This window comes from Bartonella sp. LB28NMGDW (assembly GCF_042194435.1).
GTDB lineage: Bacteria > Pseudomonadota > Alphaproteobacteria > Rhizobiales > Rhizobiaceae > Bartonella > Bartonella grahamii.
This window is the reverse complement of the sequence record NZ_JBHIMX010000007.1, coordinates 1-23,907: the sequence shown is the minus strand read 5'-3', so window position 1 is coordinate 23,907 and position 23,907 is coordinate 1. Positions and strand designations below refer to the sequence as shown.

Genomic DNA, 23,907 nt, shown 5'->3' with positions numbered 1-23,907 from the left:
ATAAAGAGCTTTAAACATTGATAAACATAAGCTTGATTTTGCTGATGTTATTTACTTTGACTGGGAACATGCTCTTATTGATGCACAAATTCAAATCGCATGAGGGCTATTGGACATTTTTCTGATGGCATCGTAGTTGTTGTTTTTGCAAAGCTTGGCAATGAAGCGGTGTCGATTATCAATTTTCCTCAAGAGAATAAGAAAGAGAGGTTTTCAATGACTAAAAAAACCTTTGGAACAGGATGTGGCTACACAAAAGAAGATTGGGACGCTGTGGATTCCCCACCACTAACAGATGAAGAACTTGTAGGCCTAAAGCCAGCTAAAGAAGTTTTACCTGCTTCTTTTTTTTATATGTAGCACAAGAACGCCGCAAATATGGGCGTCTACCAGTTGAATCTCCCAAATAGGCGGTTACTTTATTTCTTGACCAAAACGTTATTGCCTCTTTGTAAGAAACCGGGGAGAGACTGGCGCGTGCGTATGGGGAAGTCTTAAAAAAGCAAGTGGTATCTAAACCAACCACCTCCTCATTTTTAAGAAAGAGGAGGGGATTTCTGTTTTTTACTTATGCAGCTTTCATGAAAGATCTTTTTAAGACCTATTTTACTTCTTTAATGAGAGCTTTATAATGTTCAAGTTCTTTTTCGAGTCCATTTGCATCTAACAAACGTCTTATCATCAATCCTAAGATCTCTTCAACACCGGCAGTTTTTTTAAACACTCATAAGAAAATAATTCATAATCAACAGATTGGCTTTTCAACTTTTTTCGCATTCAATAAAATAGCGACATGTTTGACGTCCTTTCTTATTGCGTTTAACCATTGAGAACTCTTTTGCTATATCTAATCTAAGGTGATAATTAATTGCTGTAACAGCCCTAGATTTTACGCTTCCCAATTTTGGGAACCGCAAATCTTGTGTTTTTATGAAATCTTTTCCTTCTTCAAATTTATACTGATTAATACGATCTGTAATCCAATTAGAAAAACGTTTTCCTATTCCAAAAAATGTGTGCAACTCGCGTGCGTTTACTGTTTGAACAGCTTCCGGATTAATAACCTGTTCTCTAATTTCTATAAGATTGTTCATAAATAACTCCTTGTGTTTAGATGTTTTTGATTGACACTCAATAAAAGGAATATTTCCTTTTGATGCTGCAGGGAGCAAAAATAACATCCAAGCGGTTGGTTCTACTCTCACCTACGCACGATGGAACAATGCTTCTTTCAGGTGTCTCTCTTGAACAAATGAATGAGATCAGAGAATTAATAGAACAGACAAGATCGGATGAAAGTAAGCTTCTCTCTTTCATAGGAGTAAAAAACTTCACAGATATGTCTTATAAACAAGCACAAACCGCTTTGTTTTCTTTGAAAAAAAGCAATGCTCTCGCAAATGAATAAAGCACAACAAGAGCAACAAACGGCGGTGTGAGATGGAGCAACGAACAGCAGAATAGTTTCAAGCACGCTTGGGTAAAGTCACCGCATCTAATGTCTACAGCGTACTCAGTAAGGCAGCAAAATGTTTTCTGAAAAGCAAATGTGAAGATTACAAAATGAAACTCATAATAAGAGCGCTTAACAGGAGAAATAAGCCAATCTCATACAACACCTGCTATGCAATGGGGCATTGAACATGAGGATGATACCTTGAAAGAATATGCATTCATTTATAATGTCGATATAATAGAATGTGGATTCATCCAACATCCTACAATAGAAATAGTTGATGCAAGTCCTGATGGGTTCATTGGAGAGGACGGTTTAATTGAAGTCAAATGTTCACAATCAACGACTCATCTTCGTTTTTTTGTATATGACGAAATCAAGCCAGAATATCACGTACAGATGCAATTCCAAATGGCATGCACCGGACGCAAATGGTGTGATTTCATGGACTATAATCCAAACTTTGTAGGTAAATCTACTGGTTTGAGAATGAAAATCAAACGCATCCTCCATGATGAGAAACACATTGAAGAGATTAATAAAACTGTTGAAACCTTCTTAGCGGAAATAGAACAAGAGATGCACAAGATTTTGACAAAAGCCGCTTAAACCTATGGGGGTGCTTCCCCCAACACCCCCGCCCATTTAATTAATATAAAAAAGAGAAAGGCAATGAGATGATACTTGATGATGGAGATAGATATGTAACAACCCGTGAATGTGCAAAGCTTTTTAGTGTATCCACAACCACAATTTGTAATTGGGTATTTCAAAGGGGTATTTCCAGAACTATATAAGCTAGGTAGAGCAGTGAGGTGGAGAAAGAAAGAGATCTTAACCGTCACTCCAAAGAAAAATAAGGAGAAAATAGGAGTAAATTAGGTAAAGTTGTATAAACCGTATAAGGTGGTCTAAAAGCTGGTCTGAAAATGGCTATTTAAAGAAAAAATCTATATATTTCAATATGTTTAATAAATAAAATGGTGCCCAAAAGAGGACTCGAACCTCCACGCCTTGCGGCACAGGTACCTGAAACCTGCGCGTCTACCAATTCCGCCATCTGGGCTCATAAAATTGATCTAAGCGTATGAAGCAATTCTGTCAATGAAATTATAGAATTTATTTTTTTAGCTTAAAACGATTGAATTGATTTTTTGGGAGATCATGATTTTAGAAGTTTAAGGTGCGAGGACTGTCTTCGATAAAATTGTTGAATCCGAATTAAATGTATAAATAATAGGAATGCCGGTCGCTAATTCTTGAGATATAATTTCCTCACCGGAGAGACCTTCAAGCGCCATAATAAGAGCACGAAGAGAGTTTCCATGCGCTGCGATCAAAACAGTTTGGGAGCGCAAAATATGAGGCTGGATGTGGTAAAGATAATAAGGCCAGATGCGCGCACCGGTGTCGCGTAGGCTTTCTCCATTCGGGGGCGCAATCGTATAAGAGCGGCGCCACATTTGCACTTGCTCTTGTCCCCATTGTTGGCGTACTTCATCTTTATTTAAACCAGAAAGATCACCATAATTACGTTCATTTAATGCGGGATTTTTTATCACTTCTAAATCTGATTGTCCCATTTGCTCTAAAATGTGCTGAGCCGTTTTTTGAGCACGCTGTAAGGCAGATGTATAAGCGATATCAAACTTCAAACCATATTCTTTCAGTTTTTTTCCTGCTTCTATCGCTTCTGCATGACCTTTTTCTGTTAAATCGGGATCTTTCCAACCGGTAAAAAGGTTTTTGAGATTCCATTCACTTTGTCCATGACGAATTAGTACAAGTATGCGTTCCATTATGAATTGCCTCTATTCTATTGATTGTTTAAAATTCATCGTTCAATCCCAAAACATCGAGCATTGAATAAAGACCGTTTTCATGATTTTTTGCCCACAAAGCTGCTTTTAATGCGCCATTGGCAAAGATAGAGCGTTCTTGCGCTGTATGTGAAAGAACAATGCGCTCATGGGAACCGGCAAAAATGACACTGTGTTCTCCAACAACTGTTCCACCACGTGAACAAGAAAAGCCAATGGAGCCTTTTTCGCGTTTACCTATATAACCATTGCGTTCGTTGACACGCACATTTTTAAGCGTAACATTGCGCCCTTCAGCTGCTGCTTGGCCAAGAAGAAGGGCTGTTCCAGAAGGGGCGTCAACTTTGTTCGCGTGATGCATTTCATAAACTTCGATATCAAAATCATTGGCTTCTAATGCTTTAGCGGCTTTCTTTACAAGGTTGGCCAAAAGATTTATTCCAAGGCTCATATTTCCGGATTTGACAATTGTTGTATATTTCGCAAAATCTGCAATTTTTTCTTCTTCTGTTTTGCTAAATCCTGTGGTGCCAATAATATGGACAAGGCTTTTTTGAGCAGCGTAGTTAGCATAAAGAATACTGGCTTCTGGTTGAGAAAAATCTAAAATACCTTCTGTGTTAGAAAAGGCATTTTCAGGATCGTCAGTAATGCCAATCCCAAGAGAATCTGAACCAATTAAGGCACTGGCATCTTTTCCTACAAACGGTGAGCCTTTGCGTACAAGAACAGCACAAAGCTCTACATCTTTCCTCTGTTGGATTGCTGTAATGAGTTCACGTCCCATTCTCCCATTTGCACCAACAACTGTAAGGCGCATTCTTATCTCCTTATAATACTTCACTGTGCAGTATAGGCAAATTCTTGCCTTCTTTCCAATGGTTCTTTTTCTTTATAGGAAAAAATTTTTCCTGCTTTAATTTATCTTCTTGTGCTGTAAAACACTGTTGTTTAGAGCAAGTGATATAAGATTTACAAATTTAAATTAGAGATGTTTTTCGTTAGAGTGTGTCATGAATATTCCTAAATAAGGTTTGCTTATGAAACCTAATGAAGATTGTGTATTACTTCACGTTTTTGTTTCTTTCGTTCTTTAAGGGGGGCGTTCTTTATGCAAAACAAGATCTCCCAAACAAATACACCTATGTTGTCAATTTATGCTTTTCTTTAATATTTTTTCACACACCAATTCCATGTGTGATGCTTAAGCAAGCGATATTGATTGTTTCAAATTTGATGAAGGTAATGAGAAAAAGGTATTTGGAATTGATGATTCAAGTTAAAAAAACGATTATTTAATCATTTTATATCAATATGTTATCCATTAATAAAATCACGTAAAAGGGGGTAGAAATAAGGGACCAACAAGAAGTTGAATTGTTTATACATGAGAATTGGTCGGATTCTTTATCTTTTAGGAAAGTCAGTTGAAAAAATTGTTATGTTGTAAAAACGCATGATGAGGCTTTGTTTGTTATAGAGAAAATAGTATATATGTTATGTAATGCGTTTTTTCATATATTGGGGAGAATGGAGGATAACATGTGTTAAGTATTGTTATTTTATTTGCCTAGCTTCCAGTGATGCTACAGCTCTTATATTTAAAGAGATTCTTTAAAGTCTTTTCTTAAATAATTTTTATTCCTGTGCTAATATTTTTGTGATACGTCAAGAAAGTGATTTTTTTCATGCATTATAAGGGGGATAAAATAAGAAAATATTATGGGGGGCTTATTCTCTGTTTAATATGATTCTAAATCAATGTATTATCGTATTGTTTATACGCATGCATAAAAATTCATAAGCCTATAAATATCCTTTAGATAAAATATCGTTTTTACTTTTTTTGTGGAAGAAGGCTAGAAATCAAGATCTGCATAGTGAGCACTTGCAACAATTCCGCGGACGCGATCTGTTAAAAGAGAACGAAAAGAAGGGCGTGATTTAATTCTCATATACCAGTCTTTGGCAGCAGGAGATTGTTCCCAGTCAATTTCCCCTAGAAAGTCAAGTACAGAAATAGAGGCTGCTGCTGCTAGGTCTGCATAGGACAAGGCAGAACCGACTAAGCTATCGCGAGAGGCACAGAGCCAGTTGAGATAGTTCATATGTGGTAAAATATTGGCACGTGCATTGCGTAAAATTTGTGAATTAGGAGCACCACCACCAATGGCAAGTGGCATTTCACGTTTATGGATTCGTTCTCGTACGATATGGCGCGTTGCTTCATTTTCGAATTTATTTAAGAACCAGTCATTGAGACGGCGTACTTCCGCACGATCTAAAGGATTTTCCGGAAAGAGCTTATTGTCTTGTCGTAAACTTCCATGTGTTTCGTCTAAATATTCGCAGATAACAAGAGGACCTGATAATGGAACCTCGTGTTCATCGAGAAAAACAGGAACATGACCAGCGGGATTGAGGGCTAGAAATTCGTGTCTTCTTGCCCATTCATATTCTTCAATCAGTTGAGTGGCTACACCATATTCCCCAAGAATGAGGCGTATGAAGCGCGAGGCAGCGGATAGGGGAGAGTGAAAAAGTGTCAGCATAATTTACACTATCAAATAGAGTTGATGAGAATTCTTTCAAGTAATCATTTTTATAAAGATGCTTGACTAGAAGTACAAGATCATTAGCAGCTGCTAGCAATTATAATTAATAAATTGTTAATAATAGCAATTATTCTTTTATGCGATGGTTTGCAAAATGGCAGCACGTAATTCTTCTAAACCAAGAGCTTTTTCTGAAGAGGTTACAAGAAGCTCAGGATAAGCTGCCGGACGTTTGAGAAGCTTTGTTTGTGTGCTCATAATTAATTTTTCCAAGGCATTTGATTTGATTTTATCGCTTTTTGTCAAAACAATTTGATAAGAAACGGCTGCTTTATCAAGGAGAGCAAGAACATCTTCATCATTGTTTTTGATTCCGTGTCGTGAATCAATTAAGATATATACACGTTTTAATGTTGTGCGCCCCCGTAAATAGCTAAAAATCAAATTTGTCCACGCATCAACCAGATTTTTAGGAGCAGCAGCGAAACCATAACCAGGCATATCTACTAATGCTAGAGGGGGAAGATCTCCCAGCTGTCCACTGAAGCCATCGGGGACAAAATAATTAAGCTCTTGAGTCCGTCCTGGTGTATTTGAGGTGCGTGCTAAGCTTTTTTGTTGGACGAGTGCGTTTATTAAAGATGATTTTCCAACATTGGAACGTCCTGCAAATGCAATTTCTGGTGGTCCTTCAGGGGGGAGAAAGCGTATTGCTGGTACACCACGAATAAAAATCCAATTGCGAGAAAAAATTCCAGAAAGGGAAGAATCTCTTGTCATTCATGCACTTCTTTTTTGGGTGATTTTCTCCACATGGTTTTCAGATTATCGAAAAGCTCAATTTTAACTCCTTGGCGCTTCATCATGATACCTTGCTGAATGATTGATAATATATTGTTCCATGCCCAATAGATAACGAGACCAACAGGAAAAGAGGCGAGCATAAAAGTAAAGACAACAGGCATCCATGTGAATATCATCGCTTGGGTTTGGTCTTGAGGAGCGGGATTCATACGCATTTGTAAAAACATCGTTATTCCCATAATCAAAGGCCATGCACCAATCATAAGGAATGTTGGAGTTGTATACGGTAAGAGACCAAACAAGTTAAAAAGAGAAGTTGGATCGGGTGCCGCTAAATCTTCAATCCAGCCAAAGAAAGGGGCATGGCGCATTTCAATGGTGATATAGAGAACTTTATAAAGAGCAAAGAATATTGGGAATTGAACCAACATTGGCCAACAACCAGCAAGGGGATTAATTTTTTCGGTTTTATATAGTTCTATTATTGCTTGTTGTTGCTTGGTTCTATCATCGGGATATTTTTCTTTTATTTCTAGCAACCGCGGTTGTAAAAGCTTCATGCGTGCCATAGATTTATAAGATTTATTGGCTAGAGGAAAAAGAAGAGTTTTTAAGAGCACCGTGACAAGAAGGATGGCGATACCAAAATTTCCTGTTTGTTTATAAAGGACATCAATGAGAGAAAACATTGGTTTGGTGATGAAATCAAACCAGCCCCAATCAATTAAAAGAGCAAACTTTTTGATTTTTAGGTCATTTTGATAGTTATTAATAATTTCAACTTGTTTTGCACCAGCAAAAAGCCGATTTGTAATAGTTTTTGTTTCATTTGGAGCAATCGTTAAAAGCGATCCTAGTAAGTCAGACTGATAATGCGTTTGCAAACGATCAAAATAAATAAAACGGCTTGTATATTCTTTATTTTGCGGGGGAATAACTGCTACAGCCCAATATTTATCGGTAATACCAATCCAACCTCCTGTTACTTTGGAGAAAGTCATGCTCTTTTGCCCATTATCAGGATTTGGATCAAGCTCTGCTAAGGTTTTATATTTTTCAGTTTTGAGCGAATCTCCTGCAATACCTATCATACCTTCATGAAGTAAATAGGTTGCATTTGTATGTTCTGGTGGTGCTGCACGAGCAACGCGGGCATAGGATGAGAGATATATTGGTTGATCACTTTCATTGCTGATAGAATCTTCAATGGTAAACATGAAATGATCATCAACAGAAAGAATACGCCGGAAGATCTGTCCTTGTCCATTATTATAAATTAAAGTGATAGGTGTTGAAGGAGTCAGGATTGTATTGTTTCCCTCTATTTGCCATTGTGTATCCGATTGTGGCAAAGCTTTTGCTGGTAAAGATGCACTTGCAAAACCAAATTCAGCAAGGTAGGTCGTTTTGAAACCCTTAGGATTCAGCAAATCGATTTCCGGTGATTTTTTATCGACTGTTAAACGATATTTTTTGAGGTGAAGATCATCAAATTGTGCACCAACAAGATTAATAGAGCCTTCCAGTTCATTGGTTTTGATCGCAATACGCTTTGTTTTGGCCAATACAGCTTTCCGGATTTCAGGTGTCATTGGCTGTTCGATGATAGATGTTGCTTGATGCGTTGAGGTATCGTCAGAAAAATTCGTCGTGGTAGTAGAAAGGGTTGATTGTTGTTTTGACAATTGCTGTGTGATGACTTGTTGTTTTTGTAACTTTGCTTGTTTGGGAGCAACATGAAGAAATTGCCATGCGATGAGCACTACGAAAGATAAGCCAATAGCGATAAAGAAATTGCGGTTATATTCCATCCGTACACCCTTGTTGTTGTTGCTGATGTTTTATTTTTGGTTTTATTCGCCGATTTAATTCACTAATTAAGGATGTAAAAGGCGCATGTAACGCATCACGATATGCTACAATGACATAGTCTGTTCCTGCTTCCATGTGGTTTGTTACACCAACTCTTACGGCTTCACGCAAGCGCCTTTTGATACGATTGCGTTTCACAGCATTACCGTTTTTACGGGTAACCGTGAAGCCTACACGTGCAACAAGAGAATCTTTTCTTTCTGTTGTTTGTTCACGAGATTTAACTTCGAGCAAAAATAAAGGACCACGCCGCTTTTCTCCTGTACGGACAGCCAAAAAGTCTGCTCTTTTGCGAATACGGCAGGGATGTTTTTTCTTCATAAAAGAACATTTCGCAATTTCACTAAATGCCTGCAAGCAGGCATTAGAGGTTCATAACAAAAGTTTCACAACGAAGAAATGGTGAGCAATCCTCAACGGTTGTGAAAATTTAAATGGTTAAGCAGAGAGCCGCTTACGTCCACGAGCACGTCTTGCAGCAATAACTTTACGTCCTCCAGCTGTAGCCATGCGTGCACGAAACCCATGGCGGCGTTTACGGACAAGTTTAGAGGGTTGGTAAGTACGTTTCATTTATTTAAATACCGCGGAGTGCGGCCCTTCTTAATCTTCGTTTTATGAGCAGTTATGCGCGAGATGAACGATTTTATCCTATCATACGGCTGTTAACCCATAAGGAAAAATATAAAAAAAGTCAATCTTAGATTGTTTTTCTCGCTCTTGAAAGAATACAAAACACCTTACAACCGTCTGTGATATTTTTTTACGATACTGTAAGAGTGTCAGAAATAACGATTGAGTCTACAGAAAATAAATGACTAGGGCGTTAAAGAATTAAAGAAAGTGTGACTGATTACTGTATACTCAATTTAAAGTATCCTTTAATATTAAAAAAATTTTTTCAGTTTTTGTTTTTACAAAATTTTTATCAGAACATTCATTAAAGTGGTTGTAGAAAAATACGATTGATAGGATTTTATAGCAGATTTTATGTTTGAGATTCTTTATTTAAGGATGGTTTCATATTTTTAAAGAGAAAAGAGAAAAGAGAAAAGAGAAAAGAGATAAGTAATTTATACTTTATAATTCTGAGTAAAGTAGAAAATTATCAGGTGATGAACCTGTAAGTATTTTTCGTTCTTATGCTTGTATTTGCTGGTATTTTTATAGAGAGGAAAGAACTTGGATTCTATTACAAGTGAGGCTGTCCGCAACGTATTACGTAAAATCAAAGGACCAGATCTTGAAAGCGATATTGTGTCGTTGGGGCTTCTTTCAGAAATATTGATTGCTGATGGTAAGGTTTTTTTTTCCATTACAGTTCCTGATGGAGGTGTGCAAGAATGGGAATCATTGCGTCGTTCTGCTGAAAAGATGGTATGTGCTTTGGAGGGAGTGGAATCTGTTGTTGTCACACTTACAGCAGAAAAAACAACAAAGGCAGCACCTAGACGGAGAGCAAATCTCTTACCGATCAAAATGCCCATAGAAGGTGTGCGGCATGTGATTGCTGTTGCTTCTGGAAAAGGAGGGGTCGGAAAATCGACAATGGCAATAAATATCGCCTTAGCTTTACAAGATTCTGGTTTCAAGACGGGGGTGATGGATGCTGATATTTATGGTCCATCTTTGCCGCGTTTGACAGGACTTGTTAATCAAAAACCACAGCTCATTGAAGAAAAAAAGATTCAACCTCTTGAAAAATTCGGACTTAAATTGATGTCGATGGGATTTTTGGTTGAGGAAGAAAAGCCGGTAGTATGGCGTGGTCCTATGGTTATGGCAGCGGTAACGCAATTGTTACGAGACGTTTTATGGGGACCTCTGGACGTTTTAGTCGTTGATATGCCGCCAGGTACAGGGGATGCACAACTAACGCTTGCACAACAGGTACAGTTAACAGGTGCGTTGGTTGTCTCTACGCCCCAAGATCTTGCTTTAGTGGATGCGCGTAAAGCAATAGAAATGTTTATGAAAGTCAATGTTCCTATTTTAGGAATTATTGAGAATATGAGTTATTTTATCGCTCCTGATACGGGAAAACGCTATGATATTTTTGGCTATGGTGGTGCACGGGCAGAAGCGGAACGTCGAGAAGTCCCTTTCTTAGCGGAAATACCGCTTGATGCAGCTTTACGATTTTTTTCAGATGAGGGGACCCCTATTTTTGTTGCTAAGCCTAGTAAAGAGCATACTAAACTGTATCGTAAAATTGTTGATCAAATAAAAAATCAACTTTTTTAAATGGATATTTGTTTGAGAAAGTTTATTAAAACACAATCATGGAAGACGTAAAAATAGTTGCTTCTTTGTAAGGGGAAGTTTTAATGTGTGAGTAGAGTATATAGGTTAAATAAACAAAAAATTATTCATGCGTTTGGATAACCTGAAGGGGACCCAAATTAGAAGAGATAGAACCATGAGGTAGAAAAAATATTGGTATTGAGGATAAAAGAAGAAGACAGAAAATAAAAATAATTTAGAAAAATTGTAAAAGGTTGTAAAAAATATTTTAAAAATCAATTCTCTTCATAAGATGATATCTTTTTCAGGTGTAAAAAGCATTTTTCGATATGAGTTTTCTTGATATAAATCTTCAACATTTAGCTCTTTCTTATTGAGATGATAAAAAAATGTTGGTCAAGTCTTTTTAGAAGCATTCATTTTTTGCAAAGTAGCCTCAAGAGCCGTTGTTAAAGCATTCCTTCCCCCTTGATGAGAAAAGTAATTTGACAAAAATTCATTTGTTCCACCCTTTGTTGAAAACTCTTTTTCAAGCAGTGCAAAATCGAGAAGTGCAGAACGATCAATTGCTATAGTTTTACGCATTTCATCCGTAAGATTTCCAAACATCATGGTAAGGAATTCTGCTGATTGCTGTTTTTTTAACCCTTGTGTTATAAACCACTGATGGGCTGTTTCTATAAAATTAAAATATACTCCCATAAGTGAACCAGCTGTCATAAAAAGATTAAACTGCTCTTCCTTATCCAGCACCAATGTGCCCCCCAATGCGTCAAATAAAGTGCGTAAGAAGGGATGATCGGGATAGATTGGTGTCAAATTTTTGCATTCTGCAACAAAAGGTAATGGAACAGCACGATAAACTTTATGATTAATCCACTCTTCTATTTCTGCTGCTTTTGCCATAGCAAGTACGGAAATAACCAGCTGTTCTGGACGAAAACGAAGAGAGCGCAAAACGTCTTCTGCAATTTGGTTGGGTAAGCAAAGAAAAACACAATCACTAACATCGAGCAATGTTTGGTTATTTTCAGCAATCATAACTTTGTTATAAGTGTTTGAAAGGCGCTCTGCTGTTTGTGCATTGCGAGGTGAAACAACAATAGAAGAAACATCAAAGGTGCTTGTCATTAAGCCATTCACCATTGAAGCACTGATTGTACCCGTTCCTAAAAAGCCAAGTCTCATTTCTATTTCTCAGTTTTACAATTTAAAAGGAATCTTAATCAACATCTCAAGTGTTTTAACTAACATAAACGCTAATTGAAGAAGCAACACATAACATAGCAAAAATAATCAAGCCCAAATAGATTTTAGGCTTGTCAAAGAGAACGGCAAAAGCAGAAAACCAACCAACAACAGCTGCGGCTAATGCAAATAAAAAACCTGGTTTATTCATAAGCACAATATGCATTGCCATTAAACCACCAATAATCAGCGCTCCAAAAACAATGAGCAAACCTGTTGCAAACTTTTCATAATCATCCATATTTCACTCCTTATAGCGCTCAATTATTACACACTTTTTAACGCACATGCACATAAAAACGAAATGTTTTTTATTGAATATGGTTAAAACGGGGGCTGCCTTTTATTGATCAGATGTAAAAAATGCAGGGATATGCTGTGGCCAACGCCAAGGTAAAACTGCAATTAAATCAAAGCGTACAGATAAAAGGGCATAATCTTTTTGCCGTGCGAGCCAAATATCGGCAGCTGCTTCAATTCGCCTTTCATTCATTCGGGAAACCGCTTCCATTGCTTCAGCCAACGATGAACGTGCTTTAACTTCAACGATTAACACAAGATTTCCACGTCGTGCAATTAAATCAATTTCCCCACATTTTGTTTTAAAACGCCTTTCGGCAATGTGAAACCCTTTGCAACGTAGCCACCAAGCGGCCAATTTTTCTGCACGAATCCCTCGATAAAAAGACTTTTGTCTACGTTTTTTTTGTATCATTTTACGCATTTTTTAAAAAGATTAATCGCTGAAAAAGTTCCTGCTTTTTAAAACCGGTCTCTTTTGCAACCAAAGCTGCTGCTTGAGCAGCAGAATGTGTCCGTGCGCGTTCTAATAGCATTTCATCAATTTCTTGATCACTTATCACATTTAAAGAAGAGGATGATTCTCCAACAAGCACAACAATCTCCCCACGAATATGTGCTTGTTTTCTGTAATTTTCCAACAAATTCCCTAAATTGGAAACATCTACTGTTTCAAACTTCTTTGTTAATTCACGACAAATGGCAGCAGGTCGATCAGCCGAAAAAAGAGTGACCATATCCTGTAAAGTTTCAACAAGACGATGCGGTGATTCATAAAAAATCAAAGTTGCTGGAATCTCTTTTAATTGTTCCAACCGTTTTCTGCGCTGTAGCTTGCGTGCACTCAAAAAACCTGCAAAAAAAAAGCTATCAGTAGGAAGCCCTGTCGGTATAAGAGCGGCTAAAAGAGCAGATGCTCCAGGAATAGGAATAATTTTATGACCAGCTTTACGGGCTTCTTCCACCAATCTAAATCCAGGATCAGAAATAAGTGGTGTTCCCGCATCTGACACAAGCGCTACTGTTTTGTTTTCTGCTAAAGCCGCTAAGAGCTTCGGACCCGCTTTTTGCGCATTATATTCATGATAGAGAAAAGGTTTTTTTTGAATACCGTAACGTTCCAACAAAACACGTGTTACCCGCGTATCCTCACAGGCTAAAATATCAATTCCTGCAAGCACTTGCAAAGCACGAAGCGTAATATCTGCAAGATTTCCTATAGGCGTTGCCACAAGATAAAGCCCTGATTCTATAACGGGTGCAGAATAAGCATGCGCACCTATAAAATATGCTTTTTCACACATGCTCTTTTCTTTTCATCAAATTTCCCTCACCACAAGATTTTTATCCATACTCATAAGTCATTTTGGCTCATTTTTACCAGCACATTTTTTATCCTTATAAAGGCTTACCTTACTCGAATAATCGATTACTCTCTAATAAGATAATCTCATCTTTAACGTCTTAATCTAACATTATTATCTATTTTGATCTGCGTTATCTTTTTTAGTAAAAAAAATTCCACCAATATTCTATCAGCTCCATGATTTTCTATAAAGTTTTTCCTTCGAGAACCAAAAAACAATTTTACCTATGCCACCATCTCACGCTTGGCTGTGCTCTTTTAAAACTAAGATTTTTAGATTATTTCCATAACGCCTATCTTTCAAATATTCTCTTGATATCCAAACTATTTTTCTGAGAAAATATAAACAGCCTGTTTTGAAACATAAACAGCTAACTGTATTGTTATTGATCAAATATAAGCCCTTATCAGCAAAATATTTGATTTTTTCATATTCTCTACAGCTTTAACAGTATGAATGAGTACCTTAGAAATGTTTAAGGCTAATTTTTATCTTAAAGATTTGATTTATAACGGAGAGTTTATCATTTTGCATATTGATTAAGAGCTATCTCTTAAAAACAAGCCCATAAATATAATGCGTAAAAAGCGGGGATAATCCGTGGTCTTTTCTTTTTAAAAGATATTGTGATTCTTTTGAAAGTTCTAAAACTGAATGGACAGATGATAGTAAAGAGGAAAACAGGTTTTTTCCTTTCAGATTTTATATTCTTGCTAAATGAAGCTGTATTTTCGTTTCAGAGATTACTCAAATAGAATAGGCAATATTTTTTCTCTAACTACAAAAGCTGGAACGGCGCGCAGAGCTTTCATTAACCTTAATCTTTCTTTTAAATATATCACTTGTGTTAAATTTGGATGTTGATTGACAAGCAACAGCGAAAGCACAAGCTTTATAAGAAAAACAACCCTATAAAACGCGTCATAGAGTGGTTATGAAAGCTATTTTGGTTTTTTATCAGATGGTTTTGCTAATAGCGATAGTCTCCATGGCTTGGCATCTGCTTATTCTTACGGTGTTTGTACACATTCATTGCAGTATATTGGTAAAGGTTAGATGCAAGGCGATTATCCTTGATGAAAAAATAAAAGGTTAATGTAAGGTTAAAGATTTTTTTCGTGTCATTATCAGTAGAACCATTGAAAGGGCTTGAACAAGCATGCTCTTTATTTCGTTATCTCGCAACGTTTTTTCTACATTTGTCTGTGGTTTTCTTTAGTGAGCATTACTTGGCAAAGTTTAGGAGAAAAAATAAACTTGAAACGCATCGTCATGGCTTTTGTTCTTGGCTAGTTAAAACAATTGATGTTTCTTATGAGGGGCTAAAAGCATTTTGGATCATGTGGGAGAGGGAGCAAAGTAGAGCGGACTTATTTTCCTTCTTTTCGAGAAGCGCGGCTGTTTCTTTATTGCAGAATTTTCAAGAATATATTCATTATTGTTTTGTCATTTAGATAAAAATTTTTGATAAAAATATGTTATGTTTTGCTATTGAAAAAAGTCATACGGTGGGGAGAGTATTTTATATAAGAATAGAGTCCTTTTTACATTGTGAAAGAACGTATGCAGGAAGGTGATTGATAGATTTCTGATCTGAGGAGAATATTTTTATTCATTGCGTTTTGTATATTTCAATTTTGGGAGAGTGAACAATGATTGTACATTGGGGCATTACATATTGGGATAGAAGGGCCCCTCATTACCTTGCGGACAGATCCAAGTGATATTTTGGTTCGGATCTTTGATATCGCATGTTTTACAATGTATGCAATTTGAAGCGTTGATCATATAAGTCAGATGATCATTATACTCTAGCCACTCGTAGACAGCGGCGGGACAATAGCGTGTAGAGGGTCCTCCATAGATTGCATATTCAGAGTCTTTATGTTTTTTTAATGAGGCTATTTTTAAATGGCAAGGTTGATTTTCTTCATGCTGCGTATTGGAAAGGGCAACACTTGAAAGGCGATCAAAGGTTACAACGCCATCTGGTTTTGGGTAAGCAATGGGTTGAAATTTTTCTGCTGGTTCAAGGCATGCATAATCTTCCTTTCCATGGGAGAGTGTTTTAAATAAGGAAAATCCGAACAGTTGTTGCCACCACATATCAAAACCGGCAAGTTTAATTCCATATTTTGTCCCATATTTTGCCCAGAGCGGTTTGGCATTTCGCACTTTATAAAGATCTTTGCCAATGGGACCTTTTCGCCACTGTTCTTCGATTTCTTTGACCTCATCATGGGCACGCCCTTGGGCGAGAGCGGCAGCGATTTTATCGGCAGCTAATATGCCAGATAAGATGGCATTGTGTGAGCCTTTGATACGAGGAACATTGACAAAGCCAGCAGAGCAGCCAATAAGTGCTCCACCAGGAAAGGTGAGTTTTGGTACAGATTGCCAACCTCCCTCGCTGATAACACGTGCACCATAGGAAAGACGTTTTGCACCTTTGAAGATTTCATAGAGTTTTGGATGTGTTTTAAAACGTTGAAATTCTTCAAAAGGAGAAAGATAAGGATTTTTGTAATCTAAGTGCACAACAAAACCGACAGAAATGATATTGTTTTCTTGGTGATAAAGAAAGCCACCACCACCGGTATTATTGTCTAAGGGCCAACCAGTGAAATGTTGCACTAAACCGCGTTGGTGTTTGTTGGGGGCAATTTCCCAGAGCTCCTTGAGACCAAGACCAAATTTTTGTGGTTCTCGATTTTTGCTAAGATTAAAATGTTGTATCAGTTGTTTTGCAATTGAGCCGCGTGCTCCTTCCGCAATCAGAGTATATTTTGCCAATAAAGCCATACCAGGCATATAATTTTTTCCAGGGGTTCCATCTTTGTTAAGCCCCATATCTCCGGTGAGAACACCAATGATAGCTCCGTTATCTTTTTGGATGATGGGTTCTGTTGCAGCAAAACCAGGATAGATTTCAACACCCAACGCTTCAGCTTTTTTGCTTAGCCAGCGGCAGACTTTCCCAAGCGAAACAATATAACATCCGTTATTTGATAAGATTTTGGGATGCAAAATATTGGGAAATACTGTGGATTTTTGAGGCTTTAGAAAAAAAAATTGGTCTTGGGTGACGGGGGTTGTGAAGGGATGGTCGTTGTCATTTCTCCATTCTGGTAAGAGTGTATCTATACCAATGGGGTCAACAACTGCGCCCGAGAGAACATGTGCACCAACTTCGGTCCCTTTTTCAACAATTGTGACAGAAAGCTCAGGATTAATTTGTTTAAAACGAATTGCGGCAGAAAGCCCTGCAGGTCCCGCTCCGACAATGACTATATCAAACTCCATACTTTCACGTTGGTCATGCAGAGATGTATTCATAACTTATAAAGCTTTCTCCAATTCTGGAATAATTTGGTGGAGATCACCTACAAGGGTGTAATCGGCAATTTGCATTATAGGAGCTTCTTCATCTTTATTAATGGCAACAATAACTTGTGCATCCATTATACCGGCTAAATGCTGGATTGCACCGGAAATGCCAACGGCGATATAGAGTTCAGGGGCAACGACTTTTCCTGTTTGTCCAATTTGCCAATCATTGGGAGCATAGCCTGCATCAACTGCTGCGCGGCTGGCACCTAAAGCAGCATTTAATTTGTTTGCAAGAGGAAGAAGAAGGGCCATAAATTTCTCTTGAGAACCAAGACCACGCCCGCCTGATATAATAACACGTGCAGAGGTAAGATCAGGACGATCACTTTTGTTGGTTTCTGCTTTTACGAAAGAAGAAAGATTTGGATTAGGAGCTGGTGTTATTATTTTAATGGGAGCAGAATCATTTTGGGAAGGCGTTGGGGTGAAAGAAGCGGTGCGAACTGTTATAATCTTTTTATAATCATTGGTGCGTACAGTTTCAAATGCATTGCCTGCATAAATTGGTCGTTTGAAGGTATTGGGTGAAAGAATGGCGGTAATGTCTGAAATTTGCATAAGATCAAGAAGAGCTGCTACGCGCGGCATCACATTTTTCCCAGTACTGCTGGATGCTGCCATGATCACATCATAATCATTTGCTAACGTGAGAATTGTATCTGCCATAGGCTCGGCAAGTTGATGGGCTAAATAGTCTGCTTTTGCAATAAGAACTTGCCGCACACCACTAAGTTTAGCACTATTTTCCGCTATCGTTTGAATTTTTTCTCCGCAAACCAGAATATCGATATCATTACTGAGTGCGCGTGCAGCGGTGAGCACTTTTGCTGTTTCTTCTGTATTATGATCAGCCAATAAAAGAATTGCCATAAGTTTTTGCCCTTTTATGTGAGTGTTGCTTTTACTCTAGTGGTGAGAATATTAAATGCAGTTCTTTTGTTTTAGTGCACTGACAAGCTCTGCTACATTCGCCACTTTAATACCGGGTTGACGGGGTTTTGGCTCTTCAACGCTTAAAATTGTTAAGCGTGCTTCCGTATCGATGCCAAGATCAGCAAGAGATTTTTGTTCAATGATTTTCTTTTTTGCTTTCATGATATTGGGGAGAGAGGTGTAACGCGGTTCATTGAGCCGTAGATCGGCGGTCATAACCATGGGAAGGGGAAGACAAAGAGTTTGTGTTCCATTATCAACTTCACGAGTAACTGTAGCATGCCCATTTTCTATATTAAGATGTGAGGCAAAAGTTGCCTGTCCCCAACCAAGAAGAGCAGCGAGCATTTGTCCTGTTTGATTGCTATCGTCATCAATTGCTTGTTTTCCTAAAAAGACCATATCGGGTTTTTCTTCATCAACAATAGCTTTGAGAACCTTAGCAATTGCTAAGGGTTCAAGTGTTTGATCCGTTGTGACAAGAAGTGCGCGATCAGCGCCCATTGCAAGTCCTGTTCGTAGAGTTTCTTGGGCTGCTTCTGGGCCAATTGAAACAAGAAGAACTTCTGAAATTTTACCGGATTCTCTCTGGCGAATAGCCTCCTCCACGGCTATCTCATCAAAAGGATTCATAGACATTTTTACGTGAGACAGATCAACACCTGTACTATCGGGTTTGACGCGTATCTTGATGTTATAATCAACAACACGTTTGACAGCGACAATTATCTTCATAATGATCCTCTTTGTTTGTATGCCCACAAGTTTATAGCAATACTCATAAGAAACCAAATTGTTTAGAATGAAGTCTCATTTATAACTTGTGTTCTCTTTGATATAAGCTTTTTTACGTTTACTTGTACTTTCTCGTCGTTATTTTCAACCTTCATATTTTGCATTGCTATAATTGCCTTATTTGCTTGAATAAAAAGTAAAAAAATCAATCTGTCTTGTGAGAATATTCTTTTTTATTTTCTTATGCTTTGTTTATGATGGTGCAATAGGCCCTTTATACAATGAAAAATTAAGTGAAAAAGATAAAAATGGGGGAATGATTTTGCTCTTCAAATCTTGAAGACAGAAAAATTAAAGAACTTTCTTTCAAATATTTTGGATAAAGATTGGGGAAAAATATTTCTAACAAATGCGCAAAATAAAAAGTTTTTAGGAGTTCTTAAAGCTCTATTTACTAAAATAGACCACACTTTCTCATCATTTGTTGCGATTCTTTTCAAAAAGGTTAATGAGGGGTAAGCGTTTGTGAATACGAAGGGTCATACGATCGATCAGGCGACCAATCAGGTTAGGCATGGTAAATTCTTTTCTTTTGTTGAACAGAAAGAGAGAATGGATACTTCTGTAGAAGTAACGATGTCAGATATTGCTCAAAAATTACGCACCGTTTATACGCAAATGCAAATGAAGCATCCGCCCCATTCTTTGATGCAGCAGAGTTCTGTAGAAGAGCATTTTAAATCTTACTTAGATGATATTAGTCGAGCCATTTTGGCTGAACATTATATGCGTCGTCAAAGAGAAAAAAAGCTTTTTGAGTCTTTAGAGCAGATTAAAACAATTGTTAAAAGTTTGCAGAGTGAAAAAAAAAGCTTAGAAGAAGAAGCGGTAACACGACGGGTATCTCGTTCAAAATCACCTGATTCTGTTGTACAAAAACTTGCTCATATGGAATGTAAGGACAATCAAGAACGTTTATTCCTTCAAAAGGTGCAAAATTTTTCGAAACAAAACGGTATAATTCCACTCCAAACAAATGTTGAAAATACGTTGCAGCAAGAAAATAGAAGCTCTTTGCCCAGTGATGCTATTTTGCTAAGTGATGCTCTGAAACCTTCTTTTAAAAAGGATGAGGGAGTAGTGAAGCGTGCTATAATAGAAGAAAAGGGGATGATGGGTGTTCAGGCATCTAATCATTGCAGTGAGAATGATTTTTCTTCTTTAAAGGTGCAGTCTCGGAAACATGTCTCGTTTTTATCTTATTTGGTAAAAAAAAGTGTTCTTTGTTTTTTAACCGTTGTATTTGTGCTAGCGATAACGTTATGTCTTTATAGCTTTTTAAAAGGAGCTCGTTTTTTTTAATTTGTATGATGTTGATGTTAATAGATGTGAAATGTATTGCGCATTCGTGTTTGTGCGAAAGCTATAGAAACTAAAATTATTCTTTTAAACACGCAACAGAAATTATTGGAAAAGAGGATAATTGGAGAAGGATTCTCTAGTTGTAAAAAAACCTCAAATTATCTTGAAGGTTCTGTAAGTGAGTATTTATTTACCAATTGCTGAAATGTCACTCAATATGCTGATCTTGATTGGTATGGGAGTCGTTGCTGGTTTTTTTTCAGGCCTTTTTGGAATCGGTGGTGGGTTTCTCATCACACCGTTATTGATTTTTTATAATATTCCTCCTGCTATTGCTGTTGGAACAGGCGCTAACCAGATGATTGCGTCATCTGTAACAGGAGCAATTACACATTTTAGAAGACGTACGCTCGATATTAAACTTGGTATTCTTTTGGCGATTGGAGGAGGAGGTGGTTCTTTAATTGGGATTCAGGTTTTCTCTGTTTTGAAAAAGTTAGGTCAATTAGACTTAATGATTTCGCTTCTTTATGTGATTCTTCTTGGAAGTGTAGGAAGCTTGATGATCGTTGAAAGTTGGTATGATATGATGCGCAAGCGTAAGGCAGGAAAAGCCAATATTCGTCTTGCTGGTCGACATAACTGGATTCATCGCTTACCCTTAAAAATGCGTTTTCGGACATCTATGATATATGTTAGCATTATTCCAGTTTTAGGGATTGGTCTCATTGTGGGATTGTTGTCTTCTATTATGGGAATTGGTGGGGGGTTCTTTATGATACCAGCATTGATTTATCTTCTGCGTGTTCCAACCAGTGTGGTGATTGGGACTTCACTTTTTCAGATTACATTTGTGTCTTCTTTCACGACAGTTTTGCAAAGTGTGACTAATCAGTCCGTTGATATTGTCTTGGCTTTTTTGTTAATGCTTGGAGGAAGTATTGGTGCACAATATGGAACAAGGGCTGGACGGAAGTTAAAGGCTGAACAATTGCGTATGGCGCTTGCATGTTTAGTGTTGATTGTGTGTATGCGTCTTGCTTTTCAATTATTTATACGCCCTGATAATCTTTTCTCTTTGGATATTCTTATGAGATAAAAATGGGTAGATTATTTTCTTTATACATCATTGCAGGTTGCTTTTGTTTTATTTCTTTTTCTACATGGTCACATGTTGGGACGCCAGCTACATTCATTGATCAAGTTGACCACGAAACTGTCCAAATTATCGTAACAACGAATACGATTACTGTGGATGCAAATTTTGCTGGTCGTGATCTTTATATTGCTGGTGTTTTGGAAAATATTGATCCGTTATATTCTCGACAGAACCGTTATGATATTGTTGTAAGCTTGGAGGGACAAGATCGGACAATGGTGATGCGAGAAAAAAAACGCAATGCCGGTGTATGGGTTAATACAGATTCTCTTATTTTTAAAAAGGTTCCTCTTTTTTACTCTATGGTCACAACGCGTGAAATTGGCGATATTACGAGCATTGAAGATTATAAACGCTTGGGGTTAGGATTACTCTATTTGCCATTGCAGACGGATGAACAAGATCAGAAAAAAATACAAATCTTTCGCGATGAACTTATAAAGTTGCAAAAAGCTAAAAGCCTTTATTATGAGGAAGTGGGTGGGGTTCGTTTTGGTTCTGACACACTTTTCACAGCACATTTTCGTTTGCCAGCAAATATCCCGGTTGGACATTATAAAGTTCGTGCTTATCTTTTTCGTGATGGACAGTTTATTGATAGTGCAACAACGACTCTTGAAATTGTTAAAGCACATATCGCTTATACAATTTTTTATGCAGCGCACAAGTATCGTTTTTTATATGGTATTGTTGCAGTGATTATTGCTATTACTACAGGATTTTTATGTCGTTTGATTTTTCGAAAAGATTAACGCAAGGAAAATGTTAAGGCTTTTATTTTTTATGAAAAATTCGTAAGATAAGAAAAATAGGCACAACAATAATAGCTCCCGTCATAGTTATATGGAAGAAATTTGTAAGCGTTATAAATCCTGCTTCCCATAGTGATTTAAAAAAATCTACTATTTTGTGTATGAGGTTTCGGTGTGTCCATCCCAAAAAATTCATTACGATGCCAATGAAGAATGACAGGATAAGCAATTTTAGACTAACGCTGCTTAATTTTCTTCCAAGAAACGCACGAAAAGAATCTGATAATCTTTTTTTCCGCTTCATTTTAATATACTTTCGAAGATCGTGTTTCTTATTGTATTATCATAGTGCGGCGATGTTACTATCATAAAGCAAAAACATTTTTTTATTTTTTCTTACTTTGAGTTTATCACCTTTAGTCTGATTAACGGTGCTGGTTTTTGAAATATGCACATGTTTTATTGCATTTTTGCGATATTTTCATGGCGCTTCTTTTATTAAATGAAGGGAGATCCTTTCGTTTCTGAGAATTTGTAGAGAAATTTTATAACGTTTCGATATTTCGCATCAGAGTGAGAGTTTTAGTATATTGAAGATTTTGTAACAAACTTATTATTGTCGTGTATAGAAATAATATTTCAAGACAGTTTACTTAAAAAAAGACTATCTATTCTAATAAGGGTGTGCTTATATAGATATTATATTCAGATATTTCAACCTTAGTGCATTGAAAAGATCTTTTTTTCTGAAAAAATATAAGCAATGAATTGAGTGTTGTTAAAGGAGCAAAGATATTTAAAATACGATATTGAAAAAAGTTTTGTTATGTACGGACGCGTGAGGGAATGTTAGAGGTTTGTGGTGCCCGTGCTCCTTTTATTTGGAAATAAGATATAATGAGAAGCCGTTATTTAGTGGAGAATTATGGAAAAATTCAAAATTCCTTTTGCAGAAGAGGTAGAGGTGCTTGATGTTGGACGATGGGCAAATTTTTCTGTTTTGTTGAAATAATCAAGTTATTATGAAGGCTTTTTGTTATTAAGATTTTTGAGCTAACAGGGGATAGTTCTTTGATGGCATAAAAACGCTAGAGTAAAGAAGAGGTAAACTTGTTCGACAAGAGAGAAGAAATCTTTGTCTTATAGCTTTCAATGGTAGACGTTGTAATATTATCAATAGATTGGTGATGGGTTATGTCATTCATCATATATTAGATTGTTTCTCGGTGCATATTGGGGGTTGGTTTGTAACTATGGGCAGGAGGAGTGGTTGATAAGTGATGTTGTTTGAACGTTTTAATACTTTATCTCTCAGAGCCTATGGTTTGTCTGATTTTATTATTTTGCGCATTCTTGTTGCGTGGGGAATTTATACAATAAACTTTAAAAGGAAAAGTCTATGAACTTAAAAAGAAAGATATTGAAAAGTAGCAGCTCTATTGTTGCTGCTCTTATGGCACTGGGAGTAGTTGTACAACAGGTTTCAGCAAAAACACCGGCTGATACCCTTGTGATGGCTTGGAATCTGGATGCAATCAGTACGTTTGATCCTGCGCAGCTCAATGATGTTTATGGAAGTGAAATTGTTCGCAATGTTTGTGATAACTTAGTCAGTACTGCGACAGATGATCCTGCTAAAATGGTTCCTGCTTTAGCAACGCATTGGGATGTTTCAGGCGATGATCACAGTACGGTGATTACTTTTCATTTGCGTGATGGTTTGAAGTTTAATAATGGCAAACCAGCTAATGCCAATGATCTTGTTTGGGGGATGAAGCGGATTGTCAAATTGAAGATGGGTAATGCGGCAATTTTTAATGAATATGGAATTATAGAACAAAATGTTGATGATGCTTTGCAAGCTGTTGATGAGAAAACAGTGGTGATGAAATTTGATAAGCCTTATCCAG

At 37.1% G+C, this 23,907-nt stretch carries 23 protein-coding genes, 1 tRNA gene and 4 pseudogenes; 10 read left to right on the top strand and 18 right to left on the bottom strand.

Annotated features, from left to right (window positions below; genetic code table 11):
* Positions 1-16: 16 nt before the first annotated feature.
* Positions 17-210: pseudogene (locus ACFIKG_RS05585) on the top strand (hypothetical protein); the annotation flags it as partial.
* Positions 211-216: 6 nt separating this feature from the next.
* Positions 217-517, top strand: a pseudogene (locus tag ACFIKG_RS05580) (BrnA antitoxin family protein).
* 84 nt (positions 518-601) lie between these two features.
* Here the strand turns inward: ACFIKG_RS05580 and ACFIKG_RS05575 are convergent.
* Together ACFIKG_RS05575 and ACFIKG_RS05570 are read right to left on the bottom strand one after the other, a co-directional pair.
* Positions 602-724 carry a hypothetical protein gene (locus ACFIKG_RS05575; RefSeq protein WP_375651890.1) on the bottom strand — a complete coding sequence of 41 codons (123 nt, stop codon included), beginning with the start codon at positions 722-724 and terminating at the stop codon, positions 602-604.
* A 37-nt stretch (positions 725-761) separates the two neighbouring features.
* Positions 762-1,094, bottom strand: coding sequence for an antA/AntB antirepressor family protein (locus tag ACFIKG_RS05570; RefSeq protein WP_375651889.1), 333 nt, complete (start codon positions 1,092-1,094; stop codon positions 762-764).
* Positions 1,095-1,156: 62 nt separating this feature from the next.
* Between ACFIKG_RS05570 and ACFIKG_RS05565 the strand changes: the two genes are divergently transcribed.
* The 3 genes and pseudogenes from ACFIKG_RS05565 (at position 1,157) to ACFIKG_RS05555 (ending at position 2,338) form a co-directional block, all read left to right on the top strand.
* Positions 1,157-1,408 (top strand): hypothetical protein, encoded by a 252-nt coding sequence (locus ACFIKG_RS05565; protein WP_375651888.1) that lies wholly within the window; start codon positions 1,157-1,159, stop codon positions 1,406-1,408.
* A gap of 68 nt (positions 1,409-1,476) precedes the next feature.
* Positions 1,477-2,065 (top strand): annotated as a pseudogene (locus tag ACFIKG_RS05560) (lambda exonuclease family protein).
* A 68-nt stretch (positions 2,066-2,133) separates the two neighbouring features.
* Positions 2,134-2,338 (top strand): annotated as a pseudogene (locus ACFIKG_RS05555) (helix-turn-helix transcriptional regulator).
* A gap of 99 nt (positions 2,339-2,437) precedes the next feature.
* On the opposite strand, the gene ACFIKG_RS05550 reads toward ACFIKG_RS05555, so the two are convergent.
* The 8 genes from ACFIKG_RS05550 to rpmH all read right to left on the bottom strand — a co-directional run bounded on the left by ACFIKG_RS05550 (position 2,438) and on the right by rpmH (position 9,080).
* A tRNA-Leu gene (locus tag ACFIKG_RS05550) sits at positions 2,438-2,522 on the bottom strand.
* Positions 2,523-2,634: 112 nt separating this feature from the next.
* A complete protein-coding gene (locus ACFIKG_RS05545; protein WP_375651887.1) occupies positions 2,635-3,255 on the bottom strand; it encodes a 2,3-bisphosphoglycerate-dependent phosphoglycerate mutase in 621 nt (206 codons plus the stop codon).
* A gap of 28 nt (positions 3,256-3,283) precedes the next feature.
* Positions 3,284-4,096: a 4-hydroxy-tetrahydrodipicolinate reductase gene (gene dapB, locus ACFIKG_RS05540; RefSeq protein WP_375626501.1), complete on the bottom strand. Its 813-nt coding sequence runs from the start codon at positions 4,094-4,096 to the stop codon at positions 3,284-3,286.
* A gap of 1,039 nt (positions 4,097-5,135) precedes the next feature.
* On the bottom strand, positions 5,136-5,828 hold the full coding sequence (locus ACFIKG_RS05535) for a glutathione S-transferase family protein (protein WP_375642514.1): 693 nt from the start codon (positions 5,826-5,828) through the stop codon (positions 5,136-5,138).
* 138 nt (positions 5,829-5,966) lie between these two features.
* The gene (gene yihA / locus ACFIKG_RS05530) at positions 5,967-6,611 is read right to left on the bottom strand and encodes a ribosome biogenesis GTP-binding protein YihA/YsxC (protein ID WP_273788101.1); all 645 of its coding nucleotides are present in this window, start codon (positions 6,609-6,611) and stop codon (positions 5,967-5,969) included.
* Entirely contained in the window at positions 6,608-8,446 is a 1,839-nt protein-coding gene (yidC, locus tag ACFIKG_RS05525) for a membrane protein insertase YidC (RefSeq protein WP_375648613.1), read from the bottom strand. Before yidC ends, yihA begins: the two co-directional genes overlap by 4 nt.
* Positions 8,436-8,828 (bottom strand): ribonuclease P protein component, encoded by a 393-nt coding sequence (gene rnpA, locus ACFIKG_RS05520; protein ID WP_015856278.1) that lies wholly within the window; start codon positions 8,826-8,828, stop codon positions 8,436-8,438. The genes yidC and rnpA overlap by 11 nt, the downstream gene beginning before the upstream one ends.
* A gap of 117 nt (positions 8,829-8,945) precedes the next feature.
* A complete protein-coding gene (rpmH, locus tag ACFIKG_RS05515; protein WP_005864709.1) occupies positions 8,946-9,080 on the bottom strand; it encodes a 50S ribosomal protein L34 in 135 nt (44 codons plus the stop codon).
* Between the two features lie 609 nt (positions 9,081-9,689).
* On the opposite strand from rpmH, the gene ACFIKG_RS05510 reads away from it, so the two are divergent.
* Positions 9,690-10,751 (top strand): Mrp/NBP35 family ATP-binding protein, encoded by a 1,062-nt coding sequence (locus ACFIKG_RS05510; protein ID WP_375626510.1) that lies wholly within the window; start codon positions 9,690-9,692, stop codon positions 10,749-10,751.
* 396 nt (positions 10,752-11,147) lie between these two features.
* Here the strand turns inward: ACFIKG_RS05510 and ACFIKG_RS05505 are convergent, their stop codons facing one another.
* The 7 genes from ACFIKG_RS05505 to ACFIKG_RS05475 form a co-directional block, all read right to left on the bottom strand.
* A complete protein-coding gene (locus ACFIKG_RS05505) occupies positions 11,148-11,939 on the bottom strand; it encodes a pyrroline-5-carboxylate reductase (RefSeq protein WP_375651886.1) in 792 nt (263 codons plus the stop codon).
* 55 nt (positions 11,940-11,994) lie between these two features.
* Positions 11,995-12,240, bottom strand: coding sequence for a hypothetical protein (locus ACFIKG_RS05500; RefSeq protein ID WP_330168884.1), 246 nt, complete (start codon positions 12,238-12,240; stop codon positions 11,995-11,997).
* 102 nt (positions 12,241-12,342) lie between these two features.
* Complete coding sequence (locus ACFIKG_RS05495) at positions 12,343-12,711, bottom strand: YraN family protein (RefSeq protein WP_375627263.1); 369 nt, start codon at positions 12,709-12,711, stop codon at positions 12,343-12,345.
* Between the two features lie 4 nt (positions 12,712-12,715).
* Positions 12,716-13,603, bottom strand: coding sequence for a 16S rRNA (cytidine(1402)-2'-O)-methyltransferase (rsmI, locus tag ACFIKG_RS05490; RefSeq protein ID WP_375648616.1), 888 nt, complete (start codon positions 13,601-13,603; stop codon positions 12,716-12,718).
* A gap of 1,734 nt (positions 13,604-15,337) precedes the next feature.
* Entirely contained in the window at positions 15,338-17,002 is a 1,665-nt protein-coding gene (locus ACFIKG_RS05485; RefSeq protein WP_375651885.1) for a 4Fe-4S dicluster domain-containing protein, read from the bottom strand.
* Between the two features lie 3 nt (positions 17,003-17,005).
* The gene (locus ACFIKG_RS05480) at positions 17,006-17,926 is read right to left on the bottom strand and encodes an electron transfer flavoprotein subunit alpha/FixB family protein (RefSeq protein ID WP_375651884.1); all 921 of its coding nucleotides are present in this window, start codon (positions 17,924-17,926) and stop codon (positions 17,006-17,008) included.
* A gap of 51 nt (positions 17,927-17,977) precedes the next feature.
* Positions 17,978-18,724, bottom strand: coding sequence for an electron transfer flavoprotein subunit beta/FixA family protein (locus ACFIKG_RS05475; protein WP_375627246.1), 747 nt, complete (start codon positions 18,722-18,724; stop codon positions 17,978-17,980).
* A 525-nt stretch (positions 18,725-19,249) separates the two neighbouring features.
* Here ACFIKG_RS05475 and ACFIKG_RS05470 point away from each other — a divergent pair.
* The 3 genes from ACFIKG_RS05470 to ACFIKG_RS05460 all read left to right on the top strand — a co-directional run bounded on the left by ACFIKG_RS05470 (position 19,250) and on the right by ACFIKG_RS05460 (position 21,997).
* Entirely contained in the window at positions 19,250-20,086 is an 837-nt protein-coding gene (locus ACFIKG_RS05470) for a hypothetical protein (RefSeq protein ID WP_375627247.1), read from the top strand.
* Between the two features lie 178 nt (positions 20,087-20,264).
* Positions 20,265-21,185, top strand: a complete 921-nt coding sequence (locus ACFIKG_RS05465) for a sulfite exporter TauE/SafE family protein (RefSeq protein WP_375627248.1) — start codon at positions 20,265-20,267, stop codon at positions 21,183-21,185.
* A gap of 2 nt (positions 21,186-21,187) precedes the next feature.
* Positions 21,188-21,997: a TIGR02186 family protein gene (locus tag ACFIKG_RS05460; protein WP_375627249.1), complete on the top strand. Its 810-nt coding sequence runs from the start codon at positions 21,188-21,190 to the stop codon at positions 21,995-21,997.
* A 22-nt stretch (positions 21,998-22,019) separates the two neighbouring features.
* Here ACFIKG_RS05460 and ACFIKG_RS05455 read toward each other — a convergent pair whose 3' ends face one another.
* Entirely contained in the window at positions 22,020-22,301 is a 282-nt protein-coding gene (locus ACFIKG_RS05455) for a DUF6460 domain-containing protein (RefSeq protein WP_375651883.1), read from the bottom strand.
* Between the two features lie 1,095 nt (positions 22,302-23,396).
* Here ACFIKG_RS05455 and ACFIKG_RS05450 point away from each other — a divergent pair.
* Positions 23,397-23,907: ABC transporter substrate-binding protein (locus ACFIKG_RS05450; RefSeq protein WP_375651882.1), on the top strand; the 511-nt coding region annotated here is incomplete at its 3' end.